Genomic DNA, 25,435 nt, shown 5'->3' with positions numbered 1-25,435 from the left:
AAAAAATAACTATTAAAGGCTTAAAAGATTAAGAGGGATCAGTGTTTTTAACTTGACGTGGGGAGTCATACCAACGCCTCATTCAGAGGCAATAAAATAGCTGGTTAAAATTAGCGAGGCACGAGCAAAAACCAGCTGTTTTTTGTCCTGCTGAAATGACTTGTTATATGCATGTACTGCTAATGAGTGCATTTTGCTTTTTAATTTCACTCGCATTTTTATCTGTTTCAGCAATTGCTAAGTCAATTTTAGCTTTTGTACATTTATCAGATAACTCCTTGCCAACTAGGTAACTCTGATCTTTTTGATACTGAGCCATACCTTCAGTACCATTATACTGATCCCTATCTTCAGGGTTTCTATCTTTTTGGTATGGTGGTGGTTGAGTTGCACCACAAGCTGATAACAAAACGATCAGCGAAACTGGAATTAATTTATTGAACAATGCCTGATACTCCTTGTGCATATAACGCCCGCCTAACACGCAATGTGTTGGCGTGGCTTTTTGCGTTGTTTGCCAAAACCATGACAACTAATCATTGTCGGAGTTCAGGCGCTTGTTATAAATCGTGACCTAATGACTTAACGTGGTCGATAACTAAACCATGACCACCTAATAATGCAGACAATCTTATTTTAGCGCCACTCTCAAAAGTTAAAGTATACCAATTAGGGGTAGAGTGAAATTTTACTTGTTTTAAATTAACCCACAATTCGTCTTTTGATCCAGACCAAGGTGTATGAAATTGAATTGATACTTCATCAAACCTACCATGAACCTTGAATGCTTCGCCAAACGAATAAATCGCACCGATACCAAAGCCAACGATTAACCCTATTAAAGGGTAAAAATCTTGTTCATGGTTATATTCAATAAACAATAAAACATATAGACACCCTAACGAAAAAGCTAAACAACACCAAAATAAACCAGAAATCAAAACTCCAAATTTTAATTGACCATCTGTTGTTTTATGACTGATTTTAGATGAAACGATTGTGCATAGAATTACAGCAATGATGCCACCGATAATTCCACTATAATTAGAATCCATACTCCGAAACTCCTTGAGGTTTATAACGCCCGCCTAACACGCAATGTGTTGGCGTGGCTTTTTGCGTTGTTTGCCAAAACCATGACAACTTTACATTGTCGGAGTTCAGGCGCTTGTTAGGCAACATTACTCTCTGTAGAAAGGTGTTGGAATACCATTAACCATTTTAGTTGAACCAATAATACAGTCACTTTGAACGAAACCATGCACTAAAAAAGCGGCAAAACAAAGTGCGCCCGTCTCTGACTGGTAACGTAACTCCGCCATAATTACTTGATCATTTTTTATGAGAAAAGTAACTTTTTGAATTCCGTCATCCAATAATATCGGTATAGGAATAATGACTAACATAGCAAAAAAACCTTTATTGGCTTCTTTGAAATGATAATCCCACTTTTCTGTATTTAACTCTTCTGATATCTCTTTTGAATCTGGTTGCCCCCAGTATTCAATTAACTTGTTCACTGACGTTTTTTGAGTAGTTTTTTTAAAGCGTCCTTTTTCTTTAGAGATCGTGGGGCTGTCAATTGTTAGCCTTTCAGCTTTCATTGATATAGCTCCAAGTCCTACACAACCTGATAAGCTAAAAAGTAATAATAATGTGATAACTAACCGAATTCGCATAACTTTCCTTGTTGCCTAACGCCTTGCTCACCTGCACATACTGCGGAGAGCGTTTTGTGTGAAAATGGAGCGCTAGCGACAGACACAAAACGAGCGTAGCAGTATGTGTCAGCGTGCAGCAATTTGTTATGTGTTTGTTGCACTTCAGTTGTTAACTCAGGTGTAGATTAATCGAGCGGCACTAATTCAAAATCAACAAAATCATCCCACTTTTTAAACCACTCATAAAATAATTCAATATCGTTTGATTCCATCAATTGATAGCACACATTAAGCTCTCTATTCACCCAAGAATTCAAATAATGAAGTCCGTTTGGAAACATGCGGCCTTGGCTATTATATCTTTCATAATTTTCTTCTATACAGCCTGGCTTGAATTTTTCTACAACCATATATTTTTTCAAGTCTATATATCCTTTTGTATTCCGAACATTTTACTTCATCAGCTTTACACATAACGCTTACATAAGCGGAAATTTACGTTGGCTAAAATGTTTGAGGAACGAAAAACAGCCAACTGTAAATTTTCCGTTTAATGTTTTTGTTAGTTTTTGTCTTGCAACTCTACTCTTTTTAAAGCGATTGAAGCAACTATACCTGCGAAAACTGCAAACCCCATAAAACCTATAATAGATTGAATGGTTGCAATAACCTCTGCAACTATATCGTTAGGAACTATATTACCGTAACCCAGTGTTGTGAGTGTTACGGTACTAAAGTAAAAGTGTTTCCAAGTGCCTTGAATTTCATTTCCACTCGCGTCTACAACACTCCCAAACATATAAAGACAGGCAAATAACGCTATATAGTTGAGAATAATAAAAGGAACACTAATTTTTAGCATCGCGGAATCATAAACAGGCTGAGAAGATTGCTTAATTATCAAAGCCCAAGGTTTATAAACACCTTGTGAAAACCATAAGCCAAAAAGCATAAATACTATATAAGGCCAAGGTGAATACCAAGCTGTAGCCCAATAAAACAAGTGAGTAAAAAGAATGAATATTAAAACAGATGCTCTAATTCGAAACTCTGAAGAAAAGGCAAATTGGGCGAATCGAGTTTGAGCTAACCAATTGGAAAATTTGATTAATCGGCTTTGTTCTTTATTTTCCATAACTTAATTCAAACTCCGATCAATGGATTAACACTGAGAAAACTAACGCCCGCCTAACACGCAATGTGTTGGCGTGGCTTTTTGCGTTGTTTGCCAAAAACATGACAACTAAACATTGTCGGAGTTAAGGCGTTTGTTATGTGTATATAGCTAGAGTTTTTCGAATTTCATAACTCTGTAGTATTCTCCAGAAATAATACACTTATAATTACTATCATTGATACCACCACCTTTTACTTTTTCCAAAGTTTTATTTTCGAAGTAGCAGGTATTAAATGTACTCGTAAAAATAGCTTCACCTCTAAAGTGATTAAAGCCTGCATAAACAGGAGAGCCATCTTCTGTCATTTGGGATATTGCGATAATAAACCTTTGCTTCCTAGCCAAACTGATAGCCTCCCTATACACATAACAATTTAATCAGAGGACGATTGCCTAAGTTTCTGACAACGCGTTTCCTCTTATTTATTTTCACTATTAATACCAAACCTCTACAACATTTACCATACCTTTGTTACGTACCAACTCGGTTTTTTGTGATCCCCCAAAGATGGGCATTGTTCCTGTTTTCTTGACTTGGTAGGAAACTCATTAATACTGTGTATAAATACAGCTACAAAGTGAGAGTGTAATGAAAACAAGATCGCCATTTTTAAACAGCATTGTAGAATATATGTACCGTAAACATTACGCCAAATCATCTATCGAAACATATTTGGGTTGGATTTCCGCTTATATTCATTTTCATGATAAACGTCACCCTGCTAGCATGGGTGATAGAGAGGTTGAGTTATTTTTGGATGACCTAATATTAACTAAAAATGTCGCTGCTAGAACTCAAGCTACGGCGTTAAATGCGCTGTCGTTTTTATACAAACATATCCTTGATAATGAACTGACACTAAATTTAAACTTTATTAAAAGTAGCCGTCAGCAAAAGTTACCTGTTGTTATGACACCGGATGAGGTAAGTCTACTGCTGTCTAATCTACATAAACGGCATCATTTGGTCGCAAGTTTGTTATATGGTAGTGGTTTGCGGGTTATGGAAGCGGTTAAACTACGTGTCCAAGACATCGACTTTGACTACAAATGCATTCGAATATGGAATGGAAAAGGCAATAAACATAGAATAGTCACTCTAGCTCAAGAGTTGTGCCCAGCGCTTAGAAACCAAATTGTTCAAGTTGATGAATATTTACAATTAGATTTGAAAAATGACATGTTCGCGGGAGTATGGATGCCAAACGCGCTTGCAAAAAAATATCCTTCTGCAAATAAATCACTTACATGGCAATTCTTATTTCCGTCCTATAAATTAAGTGCCGATCCTGAAACTGGTGAAATAAGACGACATCATTTTGATCCTTCAGGGGTTAGAAAGTCCATTAAATCTGCTGCGCAAAAAGCTAAACTTACAAAGCCAATAACGCCTCATACATTAAGGCATTCATTTGCAACACACCTATTACAAAGTGGTGCAGATATTCGAACGGTTCAAAGTCAATTGGGACATTCAGATGTAAAAACCACCCAGATTTATACTCATGTATTGCAACAAGGCGCCAATGGAGTTGTCAGTCCGTTGAGTAAGTTACTTTAGATTTGAAAGTAATTACTCTAACTCGCTTTGGGGCATAAACGAGTTACACTTAAAGAAATAACATTGCCACCCACTTTAAAGGAACTTGAATCTGGTACATTGAAAAACTGTCAAATTAAGATGGGTGACCATGTTATTCTTCATGTTATATTTCTATAACTTTTAGTTTTTAATTGGTCTACTTTCTATTAATAGTTTGAGGAAAGAGGTTAATATATTTTTAATATAAGGATTATTAAATAATGAATAATCAAGATTATTCTATTTATCAGACGCTAATGACGATCGTAGCATCATTTCCGTTAATTTCAGAAATCATTCTGAATTCAGCTTTAATATTGTTGACGTGTTTTTCCAAACCATTTGTTGCTCGTGGTTGGTTGATTTCTACTTTTTCTTTTTATTTATTTAATGCACTGATAAGTTGTTTGATAATGATTTTCCAAAGTTCAACTTCTCATGATAGAGCATCATTTGATCTCATTAGCGTTTTGCTTAATTTACAGTTTATACTTTTATCTTTTGGAATGTTTAGTTTATTAGTATTCTTTTTTGTTTATTTTATGAAAATAAATATGAATATTAATGTCAATATGAAAGAGGTGTTGTTGTCAACATCAGGACGATTATCCAGAAAGCAATATTGGATTTTAATGCTTATGATAATGTCTGTTGCTGTTCCTTTGTTTTCTATGTTTTTATCAGCAACAGTTAACTTAAACTATAATCCTGAAAATAATAAAAATACTGATTTTTTCATTATTAAACAAATAGTTTTATGTGTTTTGTCATTAATACCTTTGTGGTTTTCAGTCGTGATATATATTAAACGCTTTCATGATTTTAATAAAACTGGCTGGTTTACCCTGGTTTTATTCATTCCTGTAGTTGGTGTACTGATATCTATTTTTTATTTGGGTCTGGTGCGAGGTACTGAAGGTGAAAATAAATACGGTGACGACCCTTTAACCCCTAATGATAACTTAGCCGATTCTACTACTTGATATTAAAACGCAGATTCAATTGAGAAGTGAGCTGCTATAGCATGATGAGTAGAGAAAAAGATTGGCTGAATCTAAACACCCATTCTTTTTTCTACTATCTTAACTAAGTTCGTTGGCTTTACGGTATTTGCCTTGGTAATCAAAGATCTTTTCTTGTATCTGCCAAAAGTGTTTTTGTTTTCTAGCGACGATAAAGTCAGGCGGAGAAAGCTGTGCTTGTTTGTCTATTACTTGTTGAGCGTTTAAAAACTCGGTTGGTGTTGCACCATTATTAAGCCTGCTGCCAAATTGCTTATTAAAATGAAAACGCACTTTTTTGTTGCTCATATCAAAGCTTTCTTTTAATTCGGTGCCGTCTTCGTCGTAATAAGTAATAGTGAGTTTGTGCTCTTGATCTGGTTTTAAGCACTGTACACTCATACCCGCACAGCGTATAACTAAAGAGTTTTTAAGTTTTAAAGCTGCTTTTAGTTTGTCATCTGGATCAATAATATCTTCATTACATGCATGGCAAACCCGAGCTGCAATGTCGTTTTGAGCATTACAATGTTCGCATTCTTTAAAGCGAAACCGATAATCACAGTCCACTCTTTCAGGCTCAGCTCCAGTTCCTAGATCATCCTCGTCAGATTCAAAAAAGCCTTGGCATTTACGCCCGTAATGCTCGGTTATATTGCCTTGGCTGTCTTTAAGTCCCCAAAAGGTATTAGCAAAACCGCAGCTTGGACAAAAAACTTGCACAAGCTCACTGTTGCTATTTGGCTTTTTCTCACCAACTTCTGGATAAAAAATATTAATGCCGTTACCTGCATAATCAACTACCAAACAATCTTTTTTATTTTCGTTTAACCTTAACCCTCGGCCAACAATTTGTTGGTATAAGCTGACGGATTCTGTCGGTCGTAAGATGGCAATAAAATCAACGTGAGGTGCATCAAAACCGGTAGTTAATACTGATACGTTAACTAAGAATTTGAGTTTTTTAGCTTTAAATTGATTAATCAATTGTTCACGATCAGCAAGTTTGGTCTTGCCTGTAATTAACGCAGTTTGATCAGTTGGTAAATATCCCTGGATCTCTTTTGCGTGTTTTATGCTGGCTGCAAAAATCATCACGCCTTGGCGAGTTGTGGCTAACTGTTCTATTTGTTCGGTAATGGCTTGGGTCACTCTTGGATATTTAACTAATAATTCATTTACTTCTTTTTCAGAGTACTCACCGTTTTTATTTGAATCTAACGCTGAAAAGTCATATTGCGCTATGGGAGCGTCAACCATATTGGGAGGCGTAAGAAAGCCATGCTTGATCATATAAGACAAAGGCAATTCGTAAATGCATCGGACAAATGGCTTTGCTGAATCACTGCGCTTAATACCATGATGATGGTATTGATATATCCAGCCCATCCCCATTCGATAAGGCGTAGCTGTTAAGCCTAGAATTTTTAAGTCGGGATTAATGGTTTTGAGTTGTTGGACTATTTGTCCGTATTGGCTGTTTTTAGCTAGAGCAACAGCAGGAGAAGCTGCATTAGCACCACCATCTTGGTCAGCTTTGGTTTTTTGTAGCTGACTAACACGATGGCATTCATCAATAATAACTAAAGAATATTCGGCGGCAAACGCATTTAGATTACGAACAACCGACTGCACGCTTGCAAAGGTAACTTGAAATTGTGTTTGTTTTAACTTTAATCCTGCGGAATATACGCCAGACTTCACTCCAGAATAATCACTGTATTGCACAAACTTATTATGATTTTGTTCTACTAATTCTTTTACGTGGGTAAGCACTAGGATTTTACGTTTGGCCAGTTTGGCTAATTCAGCAATAACTAAACTTTTACCTGCACCTGTGGGTAACACAATAACAGCAGGTTCGTTGGTTTTACGAAAATGCTCTAAAGTGGCGCTGACGGCATCGGTTTGATAGGGGCGAAGTGTAAACATTCTTTATATAAGTTTTATCATTAATCGTGTTTGGCCTGTAGTTTAACAGGTTATAAAGCTTTATCTTAGAGGCGTATTTATATAGATTTGATTTGATTTACTAATAAATCATGCATAAGCGCAACATACATTTACATTTGAGTGTTAAATAAAACATTTATTTACAATTAGATAGTCAGACAAATCACAATTGTTACGTTATTATGAGTGTAATTTAATCAGGGTAAGAATTATTATGAATAAGAAATGGATAAAAATAGCAGCTCCAATATTAGCTTTAATATTAGGCATTGTTGGTATGAGTGTTATTGGGGCATCTGGCCCAGAAGAAGAAGAAAAAAAACCAGTTGAAACTCGTCCTACGGTAAAAGTAGAAAAAGTTAGTTCGCTTACTCACCAGGTTGTTATTACTGGTCATGGTGAAGTAAGACCGTTAGAAAGTACTATTTTATCTGCTCAAGTATCAGGTGAAGTTATAAGTTGGAACCCTAATTTTGTTGCTGGCGGCTTAGTAAAACGTGGGGACATATTATTTAACGTTAATCCTGATAACTACCAAGCTGCTGTATTACAAGCGGAAGCTGCATTAACGAGCGCTCAATCTAGCTTAATACAAGAACGTGGTTTAGCTGATGTAGCTGAACGTGAAGCTAAAACCCTACCTAATTCAAGAGTAACCGATTTATATTTAAGAAAACCTCAATTATTAAGTGCACAAGCGGCTGTTAAATCAGCACAGGCAAGATTAAAGCTAGCGCAAAGAGATTTATCTTATTGTGAAGTAAGAGCGCCATATGATGCGCTAGTTATTGCAAGAGATATAGGTAAAGGCCAAAACGTAAACCAAGGTGCCCGAGTTGGTGAAATTAATAATATCGAAACTGCAGAAATTATTTTCCCAATTGCTGGTTTTGACAGCGCATTTTTACCAAACCAATTATTAGGCTTAGAAGCCGACGTATCAAAAGATGGCCGTTATGCATTTAACCGACCTGGAAAAATTGTTCGTGATTTAGGAGTGGTTGATAGCGACACTCGTATGACCAATATTGTTGTGCAAGTCGAAAATCCATACAGCATAGGCTCTTCATTACCTAAGATGCAATTTGGTAATTACGTAACCGTTAGATTTAATGGCCAACGTCTTAATAACGTATTTAAATTATCGCAAGATTTAGTGACTAATAATTCAGTTTGGATAGCAACTGATGAAAATAAACTCGATATAAGACGTATTGAAGTTATTCGTGAAGAAGCTGATTATTTTATTGTTGGTAACGGGTTACAAAATGGTGACAATTTAATCCTTACACTTCCTGAATATCCGCAAAAAGATATGGACGTGTTAATCGCCGGACAAAAAGACATCAAAGCAAAAGACAAGTCTGATGACGTATCTGTTGAGCCAACTAGCTCTGAAAAAGAATAGGGATTAGTTATGTCAACAAATGAAAAAAAGCAAACAGGGTTAATTGCCTTTTTTGCAAATAATAGCGTTGCTGCCAACTTAATGATGCTCTTCATTATTATCATGGGTTTAGTGAGCTATTTCACCATGCAACGCCAAATGTTTCCTAATGTAGAGTTTAACTATATACAAATCACGGCTACTTATCCTGGTGCATCACCACAAGAGATAGAAGAAAGTATCCTAATCAAAATAGAAGAGTCACTTAAAAGCGTGACTGAAATAACAAAGCAGAAAGGAAGTGCCTTTAGAAACTTTGGTCAAATAGAGCTTGAAATCGATCCAGATAAAAACTTGTCGGATGTATTAGATAAAGTTAAATCTAAAATCGATAGTATTGCGACATTCCCTGGTGCTATGGAGCCAATTACGGTTTCACAATTAGAGTTTAACCAACCAGTTATAGAATTATCGTTAATTGGGGATTTTCCGGTACCTGAACTTAAACGTGTAGCGAAACAAGTTGAACATGAGCTACTTGAATTAAACAATATTTCTCTTGTTGATGTTTATGCCCCTAGTGAAGAAATTGCGATTGAAGTAAAGCCTGAAGTATTACGTAAATACGATTTAACATTAAGTGATATTTCGCAAGCAATCAAACGTTATTCAGCTAATTACTCCGCTGGTCAACTACGCACTAATTCTGGCGTAATTTCTTTGCGTATTGAGAACCAATATTACAATGGTGAAGAGTTTAGAGATATTCCTGTCAAAATTGGCATGAATGGATCTAAGGTTTTATTGGAAGATATAGCGACAATAAAAGACGGATTTGTGGAAGGTGAAAATTACTCCAAGATGTCTGGCTTAAATGTTGTCAATATGTCGATAAAAGCAACCAAAGATCAAAATACCATTCCAGTTGCCAAGTCGGTTAAAGATTATGTTGAATTAAGAAATAAAACACTACCTATCGGCATGAAGCTAGATCCAATCGTTGATATGACATATTACTTAAACGCGCGTTTGGATATGATGATCGATAACTTATTTTACGGCTCGTTATTGGTTGCTTTGATGTTAGGCATATTTTTGCGTGTTCGATTAGCATTTTGGGTAATGTTAGGGTTACCAGTTTGTTTCTTAGGTGCTGTGATGATGATGCCTGTTTTAGGTATTAGCATTAATATTCTTTCTCTTTTTGCCTTCATTATGGTGCTAGGGATTGTGGTGGATGACGCGATTGTTATTGGAGAAAGTGCTTATTCTGAAGTTGAAAAGCATGGTGGTGGTGTAGAGAATGTTGTTAAAGGTGCTAAAAAAGTAGCCACTCCTGCAACTTTTGGAGTGTTAACAACTATCGCTGTATTTGCTCCAGTGTTATTCGCAAGCGGCCCACAAGGAGACTTTTTCTATAACATTGCGGGTGTAGCTATTTTATGTTTAGTATTTAGCTTAATAGAATCAAAATTAATACTGCCTGCTCATTTATCACATATGAAAGTAACCCCAATAAAAGCGGGGAGCTGGCGAGAAAAATTCAATGCTAAGTTCTTTGGTTTTGTAAATGGACCCTATAAAAACTTTTTGAATAAATGTATCGAATGGCGCTGGCTAGTAGTGATGGTATTCATTGGTTTACTTTTGTTAAGCATTGGACTCTTAATCGGTAATCATGTACGCATGGTTGCAACACCTAAAGTACCTCATGATTTTCCAAGTATTGAAATTGAGATGAATGAAACGGTTTCTGATGAAATGACCATCAATGCAATTAAAGCTATTGAACAGGTGATCATTAACGTTGAAAAAGAAACAGTTGCTGAATACGGTACTAGTATGGTTAAAGATATCCTTGCTTATAATAATGGCCGCACTGATGGTCGTATTATGGCGCCTTTGGTTGATGAAGAGTTACGCCCATTTGACACCTTTGAACTTGCCCGTCGCTGGCGTGAAAACATGCCTGTTATTCCAGGGGTGAAGTCATTTACAGTGCAAGATGATGTTAATGGCAGTGGAGGACAAGGTGAGTTTGGTTACTTATTATTCGGCCCTGATATACCAACGTTAAATGCAGCAGGTAGAGAATTAATATCTATGCTACAGCAAGAGAAAGGTCTATATGATGTGAGCTCCACAATTGACCCTGCCAGTAAAGAAATACAACTAGAGCTAAAAGCGGTTGCGTATGACCTTGGACTTAATCTGCAATCTATTGCTAGCCAAATAGGTGCCAGTTTTTACGGTGGTGAGGCACAACGAGTATTACGTGAAGGACAAGAAATAAAAGTAATGGTTCGTTACCCTGAACTGACACGTGAACGTTTCTCTGAGTTGAAGTATGCAATATTAACCACGCCAACGGGTAAAGAAGTAATGTTAGGTGATGTTGTAACATTGACTGAAAAACCGGGGATTAGTTACATTAGCCGCGAAGGTGGCTATCGTAGTGTTTATATCTTCGGCTCCATAGATGAAGATGTTATTGCACCTAATGAAGTGGTTAAATCAATACAAGAAAATTTATTGCCAAAACTAAAAGAGTTATATCCAAGTGTTAAATCTGAGTTGGGTGGTCAAATAGAAGAAGACCAATCACAACAGAGTGAGTTTGTAATGTTCTTGATCGCTGGTTTGTTGATGATTTACATTTTATTAGCGATACCACTTAAGAGTTACTCACAACCATTGATCATTATGTCGGTTATCCCATTTAGTTTAACAGGTGCTATAGCTGGGCATTGGTTCTTAGGTTTAGATATGAGCATGATGTCTTTATTTGGTTTGATTGCTGCGGCTGGGGTTGTAATAAACGACAGTTTGGTAATGACAGATTATGTAAACCAAAAACGAACACAAGATTTCAGTATTAAAGATTCAGTAGTAGAGGCTGGCACCGCTCGTTTTAGAGCGATATTATTAACATCTATCACAACATTTGTTGGTGTATTACCAATTATGTTTGAAACTAGTTTGCAAGCTCGTTTTGTTGTGCCAATGGCGGCGGGACTAGGCTTTGCTGTGATGTATGCAACAGTTATAACCTTAATATTAGTACCTTGTTTGTATCTGATTTTACAAGATTTAATTAAGCTTATAATGTGGTTTATATCTAAGTTTAAAAAACTAGCTATATGGATTGGAGTTTTGAACGCTGTAAGTTAATTTAGAAAAGCCTCAATTTACTGAGGCTTTTTTGTTTATAAATTACACATGCATTTATTATTTAAACTGATGACAAAGTAGAAGTATTACCGTACATTAAAACTTCAACAGTCTGTTTTTATTGATAATTTGGAATTTCATTGCTCGATTTAACGCTTTTGGTAATCTTTATCCCGACATTCTTTATGGTCAGTATCACGCCAGGTATGTGTATGACACTAGCAATGAGTCTAGGTATGTCTATTGGTGTTAGAAAAACCATGTGGATGATGTGGGGCGAATTACTAGGTGTGGCAGCTGTGGCTATTACGGCGGTAATTGGTGTCTCTGCCGTTATGCTGCAATATCCATTACTATTTACGGTATTGAAGGCTTTTGGTGCGATCTATTTGTTATGGATTGGTATTAATATGTGGCGCTCAAAAGGTAAGTTGGCGCTGTCGGATACAAGCTCTGAATCTGCTTTTGTAAGTAAAAAAGCTTTGTTTAATCAAGGTTTTATAACGGCAATTGCCAACCCTAAAGGTTGGGCTTTTATGGTGTCTTTATTGCCTCCTTTTATTAACCCTAACTTACCAGTTGCTTCTCAATTAGTGGTATTAGTATTAGTAATAGCTTGCTCAGAATTCATCTGCATGACGTTATATGCAACAGGCGGGAAAACCATAGGGAAAGCATTAACCCAGAAAGATAATGTTAAAAAACTAAACAAAATTTCTGGGTCGTTAATGATAGCCGTTGCTATTTGGCTTGCTGTTAGCTAGTGAATATAATGTTAATGCTGCTTTAACCAATCTACAATTTCTGGAAAGTGATCCCTTGGTGCATGAGGCGAGGTTAAGATGTTGATATGATCATAATCTAATTTATAGCCGCCCTTTTTAGATAAATTACTAAAACGTGCTGCGTTTTTACTACTTTCATTAATAAACAGCTTCACATCTTGTGCATGACCTAATGCAAAGTCTTTAATTCCTGTTATGTGCCAAGTGGCTGGCCAGTCTATTTTTTCTGCGGCGCCACGGTAATCAAAATTATCAATTGGATCGATCCAGTTTTTTGATTTAACCCAATTGACACCCTCAATAATAGATTGATGAGTTTCATTATCCGAACCTATTTTATATTTAACGGCATTAAGATAACCGGTTCTTTTAGTTATTATTGGACTGAGGAAATTCCAAACTAAGCTCACTTTAAGTAGTCTCTCGATATTCCATACAGACACTCGACGTTTTGTGCCAAAACACAACTGAGAACGAACATGGGGTAATAAGTCAGGGGATCTTGCTAATGCACTGCCAAATAAAACACCGCCCCAAGAGTGACAAACAACATGCATAGCTTGTTTAGTTCGGCTATAAACGTATTCAACTAAGGCAGGAATGTCATGCACTATGGTTTCATGCTGGCCAAAGTTAGAGTCACTATCTATTTTCGGTGTACTTAATCCTCTACCACGAAAATCAACAACATAAACATCGAAGCCTTGCTCGGCAAGATAACAAGCTAACCCTTTGCCTGATTCAGTATAAAAAATCTTACCGTTTTCGATTGCACCATGCAGCATCAATACAGGAATTCCATTGGCTGAAGTATTAATATTTCGGATATGTAAAATATGGTTATCTTGAGATAAATATAAGGATTGCTGAAACATATAGCACCATCTGGTCGGATGTCTTTAGGTGTAATTAGTGTAAGTATTTAAGTGTCTTCAGACAAGGGTAATTTAAACTCTCAACATAAAATTACCCAATGAGTATAAAGTTACAGCGTCAATGACTTATTAAAATGCATAGTTGAGGGCAACTGAAGTCTTACTTTGTTGGTCGTATATTTTATGGTTAAACTCTACACCGACACGCTCCAAGATAGAGTAAGAAGCAGCTATGTTATAAACGTATCCATCAATATTCGTATTAATATTATCTACTTTAGTACCTTCAGAAGCTAAACCGGCTAAGATACTAAAATCATTTGTTAATGCGAAATCAGCTTCAAGCTTTATAACCATTGTTGCGAAATCAATAGTATTAGATGAACCATGAGAGTTCAGATTTAAGGTTGGAAATGCAATATAAGTATATGCACACTCAACTTGATAATTTTGATACGAATATGGTGTACCACGACTTAATATCCCTTCTTGAGTTGGGGTATTATTTTCAATGTGATCTTTTAGTGCAAATGATAAAGCTGAATAATTATCTTTATATGTTAACTCAGCGGATAATGCTTCATTAACTGCAATCTCACCAGATACATAGCCGAGGTAAACATTATAACTTAGTCTGTTAGTCAAATTAGCAACATAAGATACACCAATTTCAAGCTCATTCATCTCAACGGATTTAGATACAAGATAGTTATTTGAAAACTCATCCTCAGTGCGACTTCCATTGTATATTGAGTCTAGCTCAGACGTGATGGAACCAATACCAAATGACTTTAGTAATGTATTAGTTTTAATATTTGAAAATGAATTGGAGTCGCTGATGAATTTGTTAGCTGAAACTTCATTGTTTCTTGCTAACATTGATGAAGTAGAAATAGAAATCCGACTAAAATCTACTTCTTCACCAGCGGTTAAATTGGAAATTGTTACTGTGCTTTTTGGACTGCCAGTTGCTGATGTTAATTTTTCATCAATCACAGCATCAAAATTCGCCTCATCATTTGCTAAATAAATATCAGTTACAACTATGCTGTTAGCATTAACTGACGTAGTTAATACTAGAGCAAATAATGTAGTTAACAGAGTACTGAAATTCACGTATTACACACTTACTTATAGAGGCTTAATGTTCGATTCAGTGTGCATTTTACAAACAAATTAAATTTTATAGAATAGGGAAAGCCCTATACTGATTTTAGGAACAGGTGTTTTAATGCGGATTTATAAGGGTTTTAAATACAAAAAAGGCTGTAAATACAGCCTTATGATAATTAATAACTATTTATTAAAACTTGTAGTTTAGACCAACTGAAGTCTTACTTTGGCCGTCGTAAATTTTATGATTAAATTCTACACCAACACCTTGCCAAATAGTCACCGAAGCACCAAGGTTATAAACCGTATCTTGGTATGTCTCATTATCAGTCTCAATATCTGTACTTTCAGATGCTATACCAGCTAGTAAATGGAAGTTATTTGTTACCGCAATATCAGCTTCTAATTTCATTACAAAAGCAGTGTAATCAATAGATGTAGATACATCACGGGCATTTAAGTTATCGTCTGGATATACTGAGTAACTATAACCATATTCGGTGGAATAGCTTTGCTGTATGACTTGCTCTTCTGTGTTAGGAATTAAACCTTCATAAGTACTTGGGTTGTTATTTATATAACTTTGTAAGGTAGAAGGTACATCTGAGTAGTCATCTGTAAATATTAATTTAGTTGATAGTTTTTCATTAACAACAAGCTCGCCAGAGATATAACCTAAGTAAATATTAGCACTTAATGAATTACTAATATTTAAAACATAAGCTGCACCTATTTCAAATTCATTCATTTCTAAAGAGGTCGATACTTGATAGCCATTAGCAAAAGAACGTTCATAAGAACCATCTTCGCTGTATGTTGCTCCCCAACCGTCAGCATAATAATCTAAGCCAAATGCCTCTAATATAGCATCGCCATCTACAGTATTGCCCGATTGATAATATAATTCATTATAAAGCTCTACTAATGACGTTTCAGCATAGGGATCAGACTCTGTTGTAAAATAACTAGCAGATAATTTGAAATTTTCTATAGGCATAAGAGAAGCTGAAAAGTAAATACCTGAAAGGTCTAAATCACCTAAGCTAGCAAAGTCTTCTACTTTATTATTTTGGCTACCAATAGATAAGGTTAATTGTTTTTCCGCAAGGGTATCAAAAAAAGAGTTTTCCGTAGTAACTGGAGTTTGGGTTTCCGCCGTGGTTTCAGCAAAGGCTAAAGTAGGTAGTGATAAGGCGAATAACGCCGTTAATGAAGTGTTTAAGTTCATAATTTATATCCTTATATATTTAGGTATCTGAAATTAAAACATATTCTAATATAAAATAAAGAGATCCCTTAGTTATTTATTTTATATTAGATTAGGCCTGTTATTAAAAAAGCGGCTAAATAGCCGCTTTTTTTAACTCAGAGGTATTAACCTCTAATATGACCATCACCAATAACTACAAATTTCTCTGTTGTTAATGACTCTAATCCCATTGGGCCGTATGCGTGTAGTTTACTAGTAGAAATGCCAATCTCTGCGCCAAGACCAAGTTCACCACCGTCACTAAAGCGTGATGAAGCATTAACCATAACAACGGCAGAATTGATTTGACGGATAAACTTATTAGCTAACGTAATGTCTTGAGTGATGATCACTTCAGTATGACCAGAACTAAAGCGTTGAATATGCGTAACAGCATCGTCGTAAGAATCTACAATTTTAATAGCTATCTCTAATGCTAAGTACTCTGCGTCATAATCTAAGTCAGTTGCTAGGTCTGCATTTTCAAAATACGGTAATGATTTTTCACAGGCATGTATGCGAACTTTATTTTCAGCAAAAGTAGCTGCAACTATAGGTAAAAATTTCTCCGCAACATCTTTATGCACTAATAAAGTTTCTAATGAGTTACAAACACCTGGACGCTGAACTTTACCATTCACTAAAATCTTTAATGCTTTATCTAAATCAGCAAATTCATCAACATATAAATGACACACGCCTTTGTAATGCTGAATAACTGGAATGCGGCTATTTTGGCTAACATATCTAATTAAGTTTTCACCACCACGAGGTATTAATAAATCAATATCTTCGTTTAGCGTCATTAATTCATTCATTATTTCACGGTCTGGGTCTGGAACTAAAGAGATCGCTTCTTGTGGAATATCAAACTGGGCAAGAGCCTGATGAATAGAGTCAGCTAATGCTAAGTTACTTTGTAGTGCTTCTTTACCACCACGTAATATAACGGCATTACCAGCTTTAAAGCATAATGAAGCAGCATCAACTGTAACGTTTGGACGTGATTCATAAATCATCGCAATAACACCAAGAGGTATACGTTGCTTTGACATGTTTAAGCCGTTTGGTAAAACAGATGACTTAGTTACCAAACCTACTGGATCTGGCAAAGTCGCAATGTATTCTACTGATTTAGCAATGGCAAGAATACGTTCTTCCGTTAATAACAATCTATCGACCATAGATTCAGCAAGATCATTCTTTTTTGCAGCATCCATATCTAATTTATTCGCCGCTAAGATTTTTGCGGTATGTGCTTGTAGGTTTGCAGATATGGTCATTAAAACCCGATTTTTAGTCTCGGTGGTAAGTGTTGCTACTACATTTGCTGCTTCTTTTGCTTGTGAAGCCATGTTCTGAATAGAAAAAGTCATTCTGTGTTCCTTATCTAGCTATTAAATAAAACCAGATCATCCCGATGGATGATCTCCTCTGTGTGTTTAGAACCGAGCCTAAAACCTAATATGGACTCAAATTCTGCACTGTCTTTGCCTAAAATTAATGCCAACTCTGCTTTAGAATATTGGCTTAATCCTCGGGCAATTATTTCATTGTTGTACTCTATATCTATCGCATCACCACGCACAAAATCACCTTGTGCGGATACGATTCCTTTTGCTAACAACGAGGCGCCATTGCCCAGCAATGCTGCTTGTGCTCCTTCATCTATGACTAATTTACCACTGGCATGCAGAGTGTATTGTAGCCATTGTTTTTTTGCTGAATCTTTATTATTTACTGCTTTAAACCAAGTGCCAACATGTTGATTGTTCGACAACTTAGAAAATGTATTTTCATTCTTACCATTTACTATAAAAGTATTAATACCGTTATTTGTGGTTTTTTCAGCGGCCTGTAACTTAGTGATCATACCGCCTGTGGCGATTTTATTTTGTGTATCACCCGCTAACGCATATATGTCTTTAGTTATCGCATCGACCGATGGTAGTAACTTAGCATTTCGATTCGTTTTTGGATCTGCGTCATATAAACCGTCAATATCACTGCAAATAAACAACACATCGGCATCCGAAACCAAGGCGACCAAAGCAGCTAAGTTATCATTATCCCCAACCTTTATTTCTTGAGTTGCCACAGTGTCATTCTCATTAATGATTGGGATGATGTTATTAATAAGCAACTCACGCACTGTATTTTTTATATTAACATATCTTCGCCTATCTCTCAGGTCACCGTGAGTTATCAATAATTGAGCACAGCTAACATCAAAGCAGCGTTGCCAATTTTCCATCATTTTAACTTGGCCTACCGCAGCCATCGCTTGCTTTTCTGCAATTGTGACGCCTTGATCATGACAATTAATTTCATTGCGTCCGGCTGCAACAGAACCCGAAGAAACAATTATCACTTCTTTGCCCGCTAATCTAGATTCGTTAATGAATTGTGCGATAGGTAAAATATACTGGTCGCTAACTTGATCACCATTTGGTGCAATTAATGCGCTACCTACTTTTATTACCGCTCTTTGCCAGTTAGTCCAATTTTGTGTGTTCATAATGGAAGTTTGAATGTATGAGTGAAATTTACTCTAACCGATTAGCCCTGTGAGATCGATACACAAATGATATGAGTTAGAAATTAATCTTTGGATGGACAAAATTACGCCTTTACTCTCTCGTTATGGCGTTTATTTAGCAAAAAAGTGAATTTAATTGCATTTTGTCGACTTCTAACCTTTACCCTGGTTAAAAATGCTGCTAACTTATGTCTCATGTTTGGTGCACTCCTGCACAATACCCGATTAATAACTCCAGAATTCCACATCAAAACAAAGACACTTCTATGTATTTAAGAGAACTAAAAAGTAAGCCTATTAGCGAATTGGTCAATTTAGCTGAGACTATGGGTTTAGAAAATATGGCCCGTCTGCGCAAGCAAGACATAATTTTCTCCATTTTAAAAAGACATGCCAAAGGTGGTGAATCCATCCACGGTGACGGTGTTTTAGAAATACTGCAAGATGGCTTTGGCTTTTTGCGATCAGCTGATTCGTCGTATTTAGCCGGTCCAGATGATATTTATGTATCACCTAGTCAAATCCGTAGATTTAATTTACGTACCGGTGATTCAATAGACGGAGTTATTCGTCCGCCAAAAGATTCAGAACGTTATTTCGCGTTATTGAAAATAGAACAAGTAAACCACGACAAACCAGAAATCTCTCGTAACAAAATCTTATTTGAAAATTTAACTCCATTACATGCAACGTCTCGTTTTACGATGGAACGTGGTAATGGTTCAACGGAAGATATTACGGCTCGTGTTTTAGACTTAGCATCACCAATTGGCCGCGGCCAACGTGGTCTTATTGTTGCTCCGCCAAAAGCGGGTAAAACAATGCTAATGCAAAACATTGCAACGTCAATTGCGGCTAATCACCCTGAAGCGATATTAATGGTACTTCTAATAGACGAACGTCCAGAAGAAGTAACAGAAATGCAACGCTTAGTTAAAGGTGAAGTAATAGCTTCAACGTTTGACGAACCAGCTAGCCGTCACGTACAAGTTGCGGAAATGGTTATCGAGAAAGCCAAGCGTTTAGTTGAGCACAAAAAAGATGTTGTCATCTTACTTGACTCAATAACTCGTTTAGCGCGTGCGTATAATACAGTTATACCATCATCTGGTAAGGTACTTACTGGTGGTGTTGATGCTAACGCACTACATAAACCAAAACGTTTCTTTGGTGCAGCTCGTAACGTAGAAGAAGGTGGTAGTTTAACTATTATCGCAACTGCGTTAGTTGATACAGGCTCTAAGATGGACGAAGTAATCTACGAAGAATTTAAAGGTACAGGTAACATGGAACTGCACTTAAATCGTAAGATTGCAGAACGCCGTGTATTCCCAGCTATCGATTTCAATCGTTCTGGTACTCGCCGTGAAGAGTTAATGACGTCTAAAGAAGAACTACAGAAAATGTGGATACTTCGTAAAATCATTAACCCTATGCAAGAAGTTGAAGCAATGGAGTTCTTAATTGATAAATTAGGAATGACCAAAACCAACGAAGAGTTTTTTGAAGCAATGAAGCGACAAAAAGGTTAACAACCACTAGGTTGAAAATATGAAACCCCAACTTAGCTTGGGGTTTTTTAATATATGGGTGTTATACCAATTACATTAATAAACCCAGCGATTAAAGAAGTGTTTAAATGAAATATAAAGACTTAAGAGATTTCATCGACCAGCTTGAACAACAAGGCGAGTTAGTTCGGATCAGTAAAGAAGTGGATACCCACCTTGAAATGACTGAAATTGCCGACCGTACGTTGCGTGGCAAAGGTCCTGCTTTATTATTTGAAAATCCAAAAGGTTTTGATATTCCAGTATTAGCTAATTTATTTGGTACACCAAAACGGGTTGCTATGGGCATGGGACAAGACGATGTTTCGGCATTACGTGGTGTTGGCGAAACCTTAGCGTTTTTAAAAGAGCCCGAGCCGCCAGCTGGATTAAAAGACGCTTTTTCTAAGTTGCCACTTTTTAAACAAGTATTAAATTTATCCCCTAAAGAAGTTAAAAAAGCCCCTTGTCAGAAAGTAGTGATTGAAGGTGATGATGTTGATTTAACTAAGTTGCCAATTATGCATTGTTGGCCGGGTGATGTTGCGCCATTAGTAACTTGGGGATTAACTGTCACTAAAGGGCCAAATAAACCTCGTCAAAATTTAGGAATTTATCGTCAACAATTATTAGCCAAAAATAAACTGATCATGCGTTGGTTATCTCATCGTGGTGGTGCGTTAGATTTTGCAGAGTTTAAGAAATCGAACCCAGGTGAAAAATACCCAGTTGCCGTTGCACTTGGTGCCGACCCTGCCACTATTTTGGGTGCAGTAACACCAGTGCCAGATACCTTATCAGAATATGGTTTTGCTGGTTTATTACGTGGTGATAAAACAGAAGTGGTTAAATGTATTTCTAACGATTTACAAGTTCCAGCCTCAGCCGAGTTTGTTTTGGAAGGATATTTAGATCCTGCGGAAACTGCACCAGAAGGGCCTTATGGCGACCATACTGGTTATTACAATGAAGTAGAAGAGTTCCCAGTATTTACTGTTACTCATATTACTCACAGAAAAGACCCTATTTATCACAGCACTTATACTGGCCGTCCACCAGATGAACCCGCTATTTTAGGTGTGGCATTAAATGAAGTATTTGTGCCGTTAATTCAGAAACAATATCCAGAAATTGTCGACTTCTATTTACCGCCAGAAGGTTGTTCATATCGTATGGCTGTCGTGACAATAAAAAAACAATATCCCGGTCATGCTAAGCGCGTGATGATGGGGGTGTGGTCATTTTTACGCCAGTTTATGTACACTAAGTTTGTTATTGTATGTGACGACGATGTTGATGCGCGTAACTGGGAAGATGTTATGTGGGCAATCACTACCCGCATGGACCCTTCTCGTGATACAGTTTTAATTGAAAACACACCTATCGACTATTTAGACTTTGCTTCTCCAGTTTCTGGATTAGGTTCTAAAATGGGAATGGACGCTACCAATAAATGGCAGGGTGAAACAGACAGAGAATGGGGTGAACCAATCGTTATGACAGAGGAAGTAAAAAGCCGAGTCGATGACATTTGGGATGAATTAGGAATTCCACTGCCAGAGTAAATACACCAAGTAACGCAACAGACAAAGGATAAACTGTGACCAAGATAACGATAAAACCAAGCGGAATTGAGTTTGAAGTTAATGAAGGCGAAACTATTTTAGAGGCGGCCGAACGCAGTAAAATAGGATTTCCATATCGTTGTCGCCAAGGTGTATGTACTTCGTGTGTATGTAAGACAATTGACGGTGAAGTGAGTTATGGTGACAGAGATGAAGCCACATTATTAACTCAAGCCGACGACGGACAAAAGTATACCTATGCATGTATTGGCTATCCAAAAACGGATATGACCTTACATCATCCGTTTATTAAATAAAGAGAAAATAACATGCCACAAACTATTTTAGCCGAAGTTGTATCAATTGAAGCGGCTACCGATATTGTTAACATTGTTAAATTAAAACCTTTAATTCCAGCTGAGTTTAAAGCTGGTCAGTACTTACAAATTGTATTGTCAGAAGAAGATAAGCGTGTCTTCTCAATTGCATCAGCGCCAAATGCTGAGTTAATTGAATTGCATATAGGTGCAGGACCAGACGATTCATATCCGCGCGGCGCGCTTGATCATATGTCGGTTAATCGTGAAATTATTTTAGAAATTGGTTTAGGTGATGCATTTTTGCAACATGAGTCAGAACGTCCAATTATATTAATGGCTGGTGGGACTGGATTCTCTTATACAAAATCAATTGCTGATCATCTAGCACATATAAAATCTACTATTCCTGTTTTGTTTTACTGGGGAGTTGGTGATGAATCTGCACTTTATGCTAAAAGTGAAATAGAAGCGGTTGCTGCCAGCCATGCTAACTTTACTTTTATTCCTGTGGTAGAAAATCCAACGTCTAGCTGGAAAGGTAAAACAGGTTATGTGCATAAAGCCGTAATGGACGATATAACCAGCTTAGAAGCGTATGATATTTATCTAGCAGGACCATTTAAAATGGCCGGTATTGCTAGAGAAGACTTTATTAAGCACGGCGCAATTAAACAACATATTTATGCGGATGCATTCGCCTTTATTTAACTTATTAAAGAGCCTTTTTATGTCTATTGAAATATTACTCGCTAATTACACTAATCCACAACATGCTCAGGATTTAGTGTCTTTACTAAATGGTTATGCTTTAGATCCTATGGGCGGTGCAGAAGCTTTGTCTGAGCATACACAGCAAAACTTAGTAGCAGCATTAAATCAAACGCCAAATGCCTTTACTGTTTTATGTTATGTCGGTGGCAAGCCAGCTGGGCTGATCAATTGCTTTCAATGTTTCTCTACTTTTAAGTGTAAACCTATTATTAACATGCACGACGTAACAGTTGATAGTGAGTTTCGAGGTTTAGGACTGAGCACTAAAATGATGGAAAAAGTAGAGTCAGTGGCTAAAGAACGTGGTGCTTGTAAAATTACTTTAGAAGTTTTGGAAGGAAACAAAGTTGCACAAAATTCATATACCAAATTTGGATTTTCTGGCTACGAATTAGATCCAGAAATGGGCAAAGCTATTTTTTGGGAAAAAGTTATTTAGTACACTTTATCTGCTAATCTTAAAAGACAGCAATTGCTGTCTTTTTTTATGCTCTAATATTGTTTTTCACAATTTTGAAATATAAGTTAAATATACTGAAATTAGCTATTCTCAATAATTTGAAAAACGCATGACATTACCAGTAGACGCTTCAGTATTAGACACTAATCCAGAGAACGAATTAATGTACTTTTCCAAAGAATTAAGTTGGCTGTCTTTTAATGAGCGAGTCTTACAAGAAGCCGATGATGCGAAAAATCCTATTATTGAACGTATCCGTTTCTTAGGAATTTATTCCAGTAATATGGATGAATTTTATCGAGTAAGAGTGGCCAGTGTTCGTCGTAAAATTCTTATTTATAAAAACAGTGGTCAGCTTGAAAAGGCCGAACAGTACTCACAAGTAATGGCCGATATTAATGAAAAAATTGCTCAAATGGCAATTAAGTTCGACACTATTCATAAACGCGTTTTTAATGTTCTACGTAAAAATAAAATCCATTTAACTATAAAATCAGAGTTGAGTGAGCGTCAATTAGATTGGCTTAAAGACTTCTTCGACAATAAAGTCCTAAGACATATAGCACCAATATTAATCGATAAAAAAGTGAATTTAATGAGTCGACTTAATGACTCTGCCACCTACTTTTATGTCGGTTTATATCGAGATGAAAAGCCAACGCAATATGCCACTATAGAATTACCATCTGACAAAATGCCTCGTTTTATCGTTTTACCGTCAGAAAATAAGGTTAAACAAATCCTATTATTGGATGACGTTTTACAACTTTTTTTAGAAAATATATTTAAAGGTTTTGTTGAGTTTGATTCAATTGACTCCTATTCATTTAAGGTAACTCGAGATTCAGAATATTCAATTGATGAAGGAATAGATGACAGTTATTTAGAAAAAATGTCAGACAGTATGAAGCAAAGATTAATTGCAGAACCTGTACGCGTCATATATGACGAGGCTATGCCAGAAGACATGATCAAAAGTATGAAGAAGAAACTAAAACATTCATCATACGACAACCTTGTGGCCGGTGGTCATATAAGAAACTTTAAAGACTTTATTAGCTTCCCCAATATAGGTCGCCGTAGTTTAGAAAATAAAGAAATACCGGCAATTAGCTCAAGACAATTTACTGACTTTAATACCGTGTTTGACGCCATCGCTCATAATGATGTGTTGCTACATTATCCGTATCATCGTTTTTTACATTTTACTGAATTTGTTCGTCAGGCAGCATTTGACCCTGAGGTAAAACACATTCGAATTACCATGTACCGCATAGCGAAAAACTCACGCATAGTCAGCTCACTTATTGATGCAGTGGATAACGGTAAAATGGTTACTGTGGTCATGGAATTAAGAGCAAGGTTTGATGAACAAGCAAATATAGCCTGGGCGAAAACCATGACTAATGCCGGGGTAAAAGTTATTTTTGGTAACCCTTCCTTTAAAATACACACTAAGTTATGCGTGATCAGCCGCGAAGAACAATCCAAGTTAATTCATTACGCACATATAGGTACGGGTAACTTTAACGAAAGCACCGCGAAAATTTATACTGACTTAAGTTTATACACTGCCGATCCAGTAATAACTCAAGAAGCGATAAAAGTATTTGAGTTAATTCAGTTGCCTTATCGCCAGTACAACTTTAAACACTTAATGGTATCGCCTGTTAATTCTAAAGAACGAATTTTAGGTCTAATAGATAATGAGATTGCTTTAGCAGAACAAGGTCACCATGGCGAAGTTACCTTTAAAGTGAACAACTTGATAGATACCGATATTATCGACAAGCTTTATCAAGCGAGCCAAGCAGGGGTTAAAATTCGTGGCATAGTGCGCGGTATGTGCTCGTTAATGCCAAACATTAAAAACCTAAGTGAAAATATTAAAATCATCAGCATAGTCGACCGCTTTTTAGAGCACAGTCGAGTGATGGTATTTAATAACAATGGAGATCCTAAGGTTTATATCTCATCTGCAGATTGGATGCGCCGCAATATGCAAGACAGAATAGAAATTGGTGTTCCAATACTTAATCCAGTTTTAGCTCAACGTATTATTCATATTTTAGAATTACAATTTAAAGACACGATGAAAGCGCGAATAATCGATAAATTACAAAACAATAGCTACGTTAAACGAGGCAACAAGAAAAAATTACGCTCGCAACTTGAGATATATCAGTACTTAAAAGGATTGGAAAAGCAGGAGTTGTGATTTAGGTGAAGAATCTGTGTCGCCTAATCCTCATCATTGAATACTCTATTGATGAAGA

23 protein-coding genes are annotated in these 25,435 nt (G+C 36.5%); 11 read left to right on the top strand and 12 right to left on the bottom strand.

Features of this window, described 5'->3' with window-relative positions; genetic code table 11:
- Positions 1-163: 163 nt before the first annotated feature.
- The 6 genes from Q0940_RS03455 to Q0940_RS03430 form a co-directional block, all read right to left on the bottom strand.
- A complete protein-coding gene (locus tag Q0940_RS03455) occupies positions 164-445 on the bottom strand; it encodes a hypothetical protein (RefSeq protein WP_299263945.1) in 282 nt (93 codons plus the stop codon).
- Positions 446-560: 115 nt separating this feature from the next.
- Positions 561-1,055, bottom strand: a complete 495-nt coding sequence (locus Q0940_RS03450; protein WP_299263942.1) for a hypothetical protein — start codon at positions 1,053-1,055, stop codon at positions 561-563.
- Between the two features lie 126 nt (positions 1,056-1,181).
- On the bottom strand, positions 1,182-1,679 hold the full coding sequence (locus Q0940_RS03445) for a hypothetical protein (protein WP_299263939.1): 498 nt from the start codon (positions 1,677-1,679) through the stop codon (positions 1,182-1,184).
- Positions 1,680-1,846: 167 nt separating this feature from the next.
- Positions 1,847-2,083 carry a DUF3303 family protein gene (locus Q0940_RS03440; RefSeq protein ID WP_299263935.1) on the bottom strand — a complete coding sequence of 79 codons (237 nt, stop codon included), beginning with the start codon at positions 2,081-2,083 and terminating at the stop codon, positions 1,847-1,849.
- Between the two features lie 140 nt (positions 2,084-2,223).
- Positions 2,224-2,796 carry an ion channel gene (locus tag Q0940_RS03435; RefSeq protein WP_299263933.1) on the bottom strand — a complete coding sequence of 191 codons (573 nt, stop codon included), beginning with the start codon at positions 2,794-2,796 and terminating at the stop codon, positions 2,224-2,226.
- Positions 2,797-2,946: 150 nt separating this feature from the next.
- Complete coding sequence (locus Q0940_RS03430; protein WP_299263930.1) at positions 2,947-3,183, bottom strand: hypothetical protein; 237 nt, start codon at positions 3,181-3,183, stop codon at positions 2,947-2,949.
- A 244-nt stretch (positions 3,184-3,427) separates the two neighbouring features.
- On the opposite strand from Q0940_RS03430, the gene Q0940_RS03425 reads away from it, so the two are divergent.
- Together Q0940_RS03425 and Q0940_RS03420 are read left to right on the top strand one after the other, a co-directional pair.
- Positions 3,428-4,399, top strand: coding sequence for an integron integrase (locus tag Q0940_RS03425; protein WP_299263927.1), 972 nt, complete (start codon positions 3,428-3,430; stop codon positions 4,397-4,399).
- Positions 4,400-4,641: 242 nt separating this feature from the next.
- Complete coding sequence (locus Q0940_RS03420) at positions 4,642-5,403, top strand: DUF805 domain-containing protein (protein WP_299263924.1); 762 nt, start codon at positions 4,642-4,644, stop codon at positions 5,401-5,403.
- 99 nt (positions 5,404-5,502) lie between these two features.
- On the opposite strand, the gene Q0940_RS03415 is transcribed toward Q0940_RS03420, so the two are convergent.
- Positions 5,503-7,353: a DEAD/DEAH box helicase gene (locus Q0940_RS03415; RefSeq protein ID WP_299263921.1), complete on the bottom strand. Its 1,851-nt coding sequence runs from the start codon at positions 7,351-7,353 to the stop codon at positions 5,503-5,505.
- Positions 7,354-7,588: 235 nt separating this feature from the next.
- Between Q0940_RS03415 and Q0940_RS03410 the strand changes: the two genes are divergently transcribed.
- The 3 genes from Q0940_RS03410 (at position 7,589) to Q0940_RS03400 (ending at position 12,696) form a co-directional block, all read left to right on the top strand.
- Positions 7,589-8,782 (top strand): efflux RND transporter periplasmic adaptor subunit, encoded by a 1,194-nt coding sequence (locus Q0940_RS03410; protein WP_299263918.1) that lies wholly within the window; start codon positions 7,589-7,591, stop codon positions 8,780-8,782.
- A gap of 9 nt (positions 8,783-8,791) precedes the next feature.
- Positions 8,792-11,932, top strand: a complete 3,141-nt coding sequence (locus tag Q0940_RS03405; RefSeq protein ID WP_299263915.1) for an efflux RND transporter permease subunit — start codon at positions 8,792-8,794, stop codon at positions 11,930-11,932.
- Positions 11,933-12,072: 140 nt separating this feature from the next.
- Positions 12,073-12,696 (top strand): LysE family translocator, encoded by a 624-nt coding sequence (locus Q0940_RS03400; RefSeq protein ID WP_299263912.1) that lies wholly within the window; start codon positions 12,073-12,075, stop codon positions 12,694-12,696.
- Positions 12,697-12,707: 11 nt separating this feature from the next.
- Here the strand turns inward: Q0940_RS03400 and Q0940_RS03395 are convergent, their stop codons facing one another.
- From Q0940_RS03395 to proB, 5 genes are all read right to left on the bottom strand, one after another.
- Positions 12,708-13,592 carry an alpha/beta fold hydrolase gene (locus Q0940_RS03395; protein WP_299263908.1) on the bottom strand — a complete coding sequence of 295 codons (885 nt, stop codon included), beginning with the start codon at positions 13,590-13,592 and terminating at the stop codon, positions 12,708-12,710.
- A gap of 129 nt (positions 13,593-13,721) precedes the next feature.
- Entirely contained in the window at positions 13,722-14,708 is a 987-nt protein-coding gene (locus Q0940_RS03390; protein ID WP_299263905.1) for a hypothetical protein, read from the bottom strand.
- Positions 14,709-14,895: 187 nt separating this feature from the next.
- The gene (locus Q0940_RS03385) at positions 14,896-15,933 is read right to left on the bottom strand and encodes a hypothetical protein (RefSeq protein WP_299263903.1); all 1,038 of its coding nucleotides are present in this window, start codon (positions 15,931-15,933) and stop codon (positions 14,896-14,898) included.
- Between the two features lie 146 nt (positions 15,934-16,079).
- Positions 16,080-17,330 carry a glutamate-5-semialdehyde dehydrogenase gene (locus Q0940_RS03380; protein WP_299263900.1) on the bottom strand — a complete coding sequence of 417 codons (1,251 nt, stop codon included), beginning with the start codon at positions 17,328-17,330 and terminating at the stop codon, positions 16,080-16,082.
- A gap of 14 nt (positions 17,331-17,344) precedes the next feature.
- Positions 17,345-18,472: a glutamate 5-kinase gene (proB, locus tag Q0940_RS03375; protein ID WP_299263898.1), complete on the bottom strand. Its 1,128-nt coding sequence runs from the start codon at positions 18,470-18,472 to the stop codon at positions 17,345-17,347.
- 287 nt (positions 18,473-18,759) lie between these two features.
- Here proB and rho point away from each other — a divergent pair, with 287 nt between their 5' ends.
- The 6 genes from rho (at position 18,760) to ppk1 (ending at position 25,377) form a co-directional block, all read left to right on the top strand.
- On the top strand, positions 18,760-20,025 hold the full coding sequence (gene rho, locus Q0940_RS03370; RefSeq protein WP_299263989.1) for a transcription termination factor Rho: 1,266 nt from the start codon (positions 18,760-18,762) through the stop codon (positions 20,023-20,025).
- Between the two features lie 107 nt (positions 20,026-20,132).
- Positions 20,133-21,608 carry a 4-hydroxy-3-polyprenylbenzoate decarboxylase gene (gene ubiD / locus Q0940_RS03365; RefSeq protein WP_299263896.1) on the top strand — a complete coding sequence of 492 codons (1,476 nt, stop codon included), beginning with the start codon at positions 20,133-20,135 and terminating at the stop codon, positions 21,606-21,608.
- 35 nt (positions 21,609-21,643) lie between these two features.
- Positions 21,644-21,925, top strand: a complete 282-nt coding sequence (locus Q0940_RS03360) for a 2Fe-2S iron-sulfur cluster-binding protein (RefSeq protein WP_299263893.1) — start codon at positions 21,644-21,646, stop codon at positions 21,923-21,925.
- Between the two features lie 12 nt (positions 21,926-21,937).
- A complete protein-coding gene (gene fre, locus Q0940_RS03355; RefSeq protein ID WP_299263890.1) occupies positions 21,938-22,636 on the top strand; it encodes an NAD(P)H-flavin reductase in 699 nt (232 codons plus the stop codon).
- A 19-nt stretch (positions 22,637-22,655) separates the two neighbouring features.
- Positions 22,656-23,138: a GNAT family N-acetyltransferase gene (locus Q0940_RS03350; protein WP_299263887.1), complete on the top strand. Its 483-nt coding sequence runs from the start codon at positions 22,656-22,658 to the stop codon at positions 23,136-23,138.
- A 130-nt stretch (positions 23,139-23,268) separates the two neighbouring features.
- Positions 23,269-25,377 carry a polyphosphate kinase 1 gene (ppk1, locus tag Q0940_RS03345; protein ID WP_299263884.1) on the top strand — a complete coding sequence of 703 codons (2,109 nt, stop codon included), beginning with the start codon at positions 23,269-23,271 and terminating at the stop codon, positions 25,375-25,377.
- Positions 25,378-25,435: the final 58 nt, after the last annotated feature.

Origin of the sequence: uncultured Psychrosphaera sp., assembly GCF_947500655.1 — a bacterium.
GTDB lineage: Bacteria > Pseudomonadota > Gammaproteobacteria > Enterobacterales > Alteromonadaceae > Psychrosphaera.
Note: the sequence above shows the minus strand (reverse complement) of the source record. Positions and strands in the feature narration are given on the sequence as shown.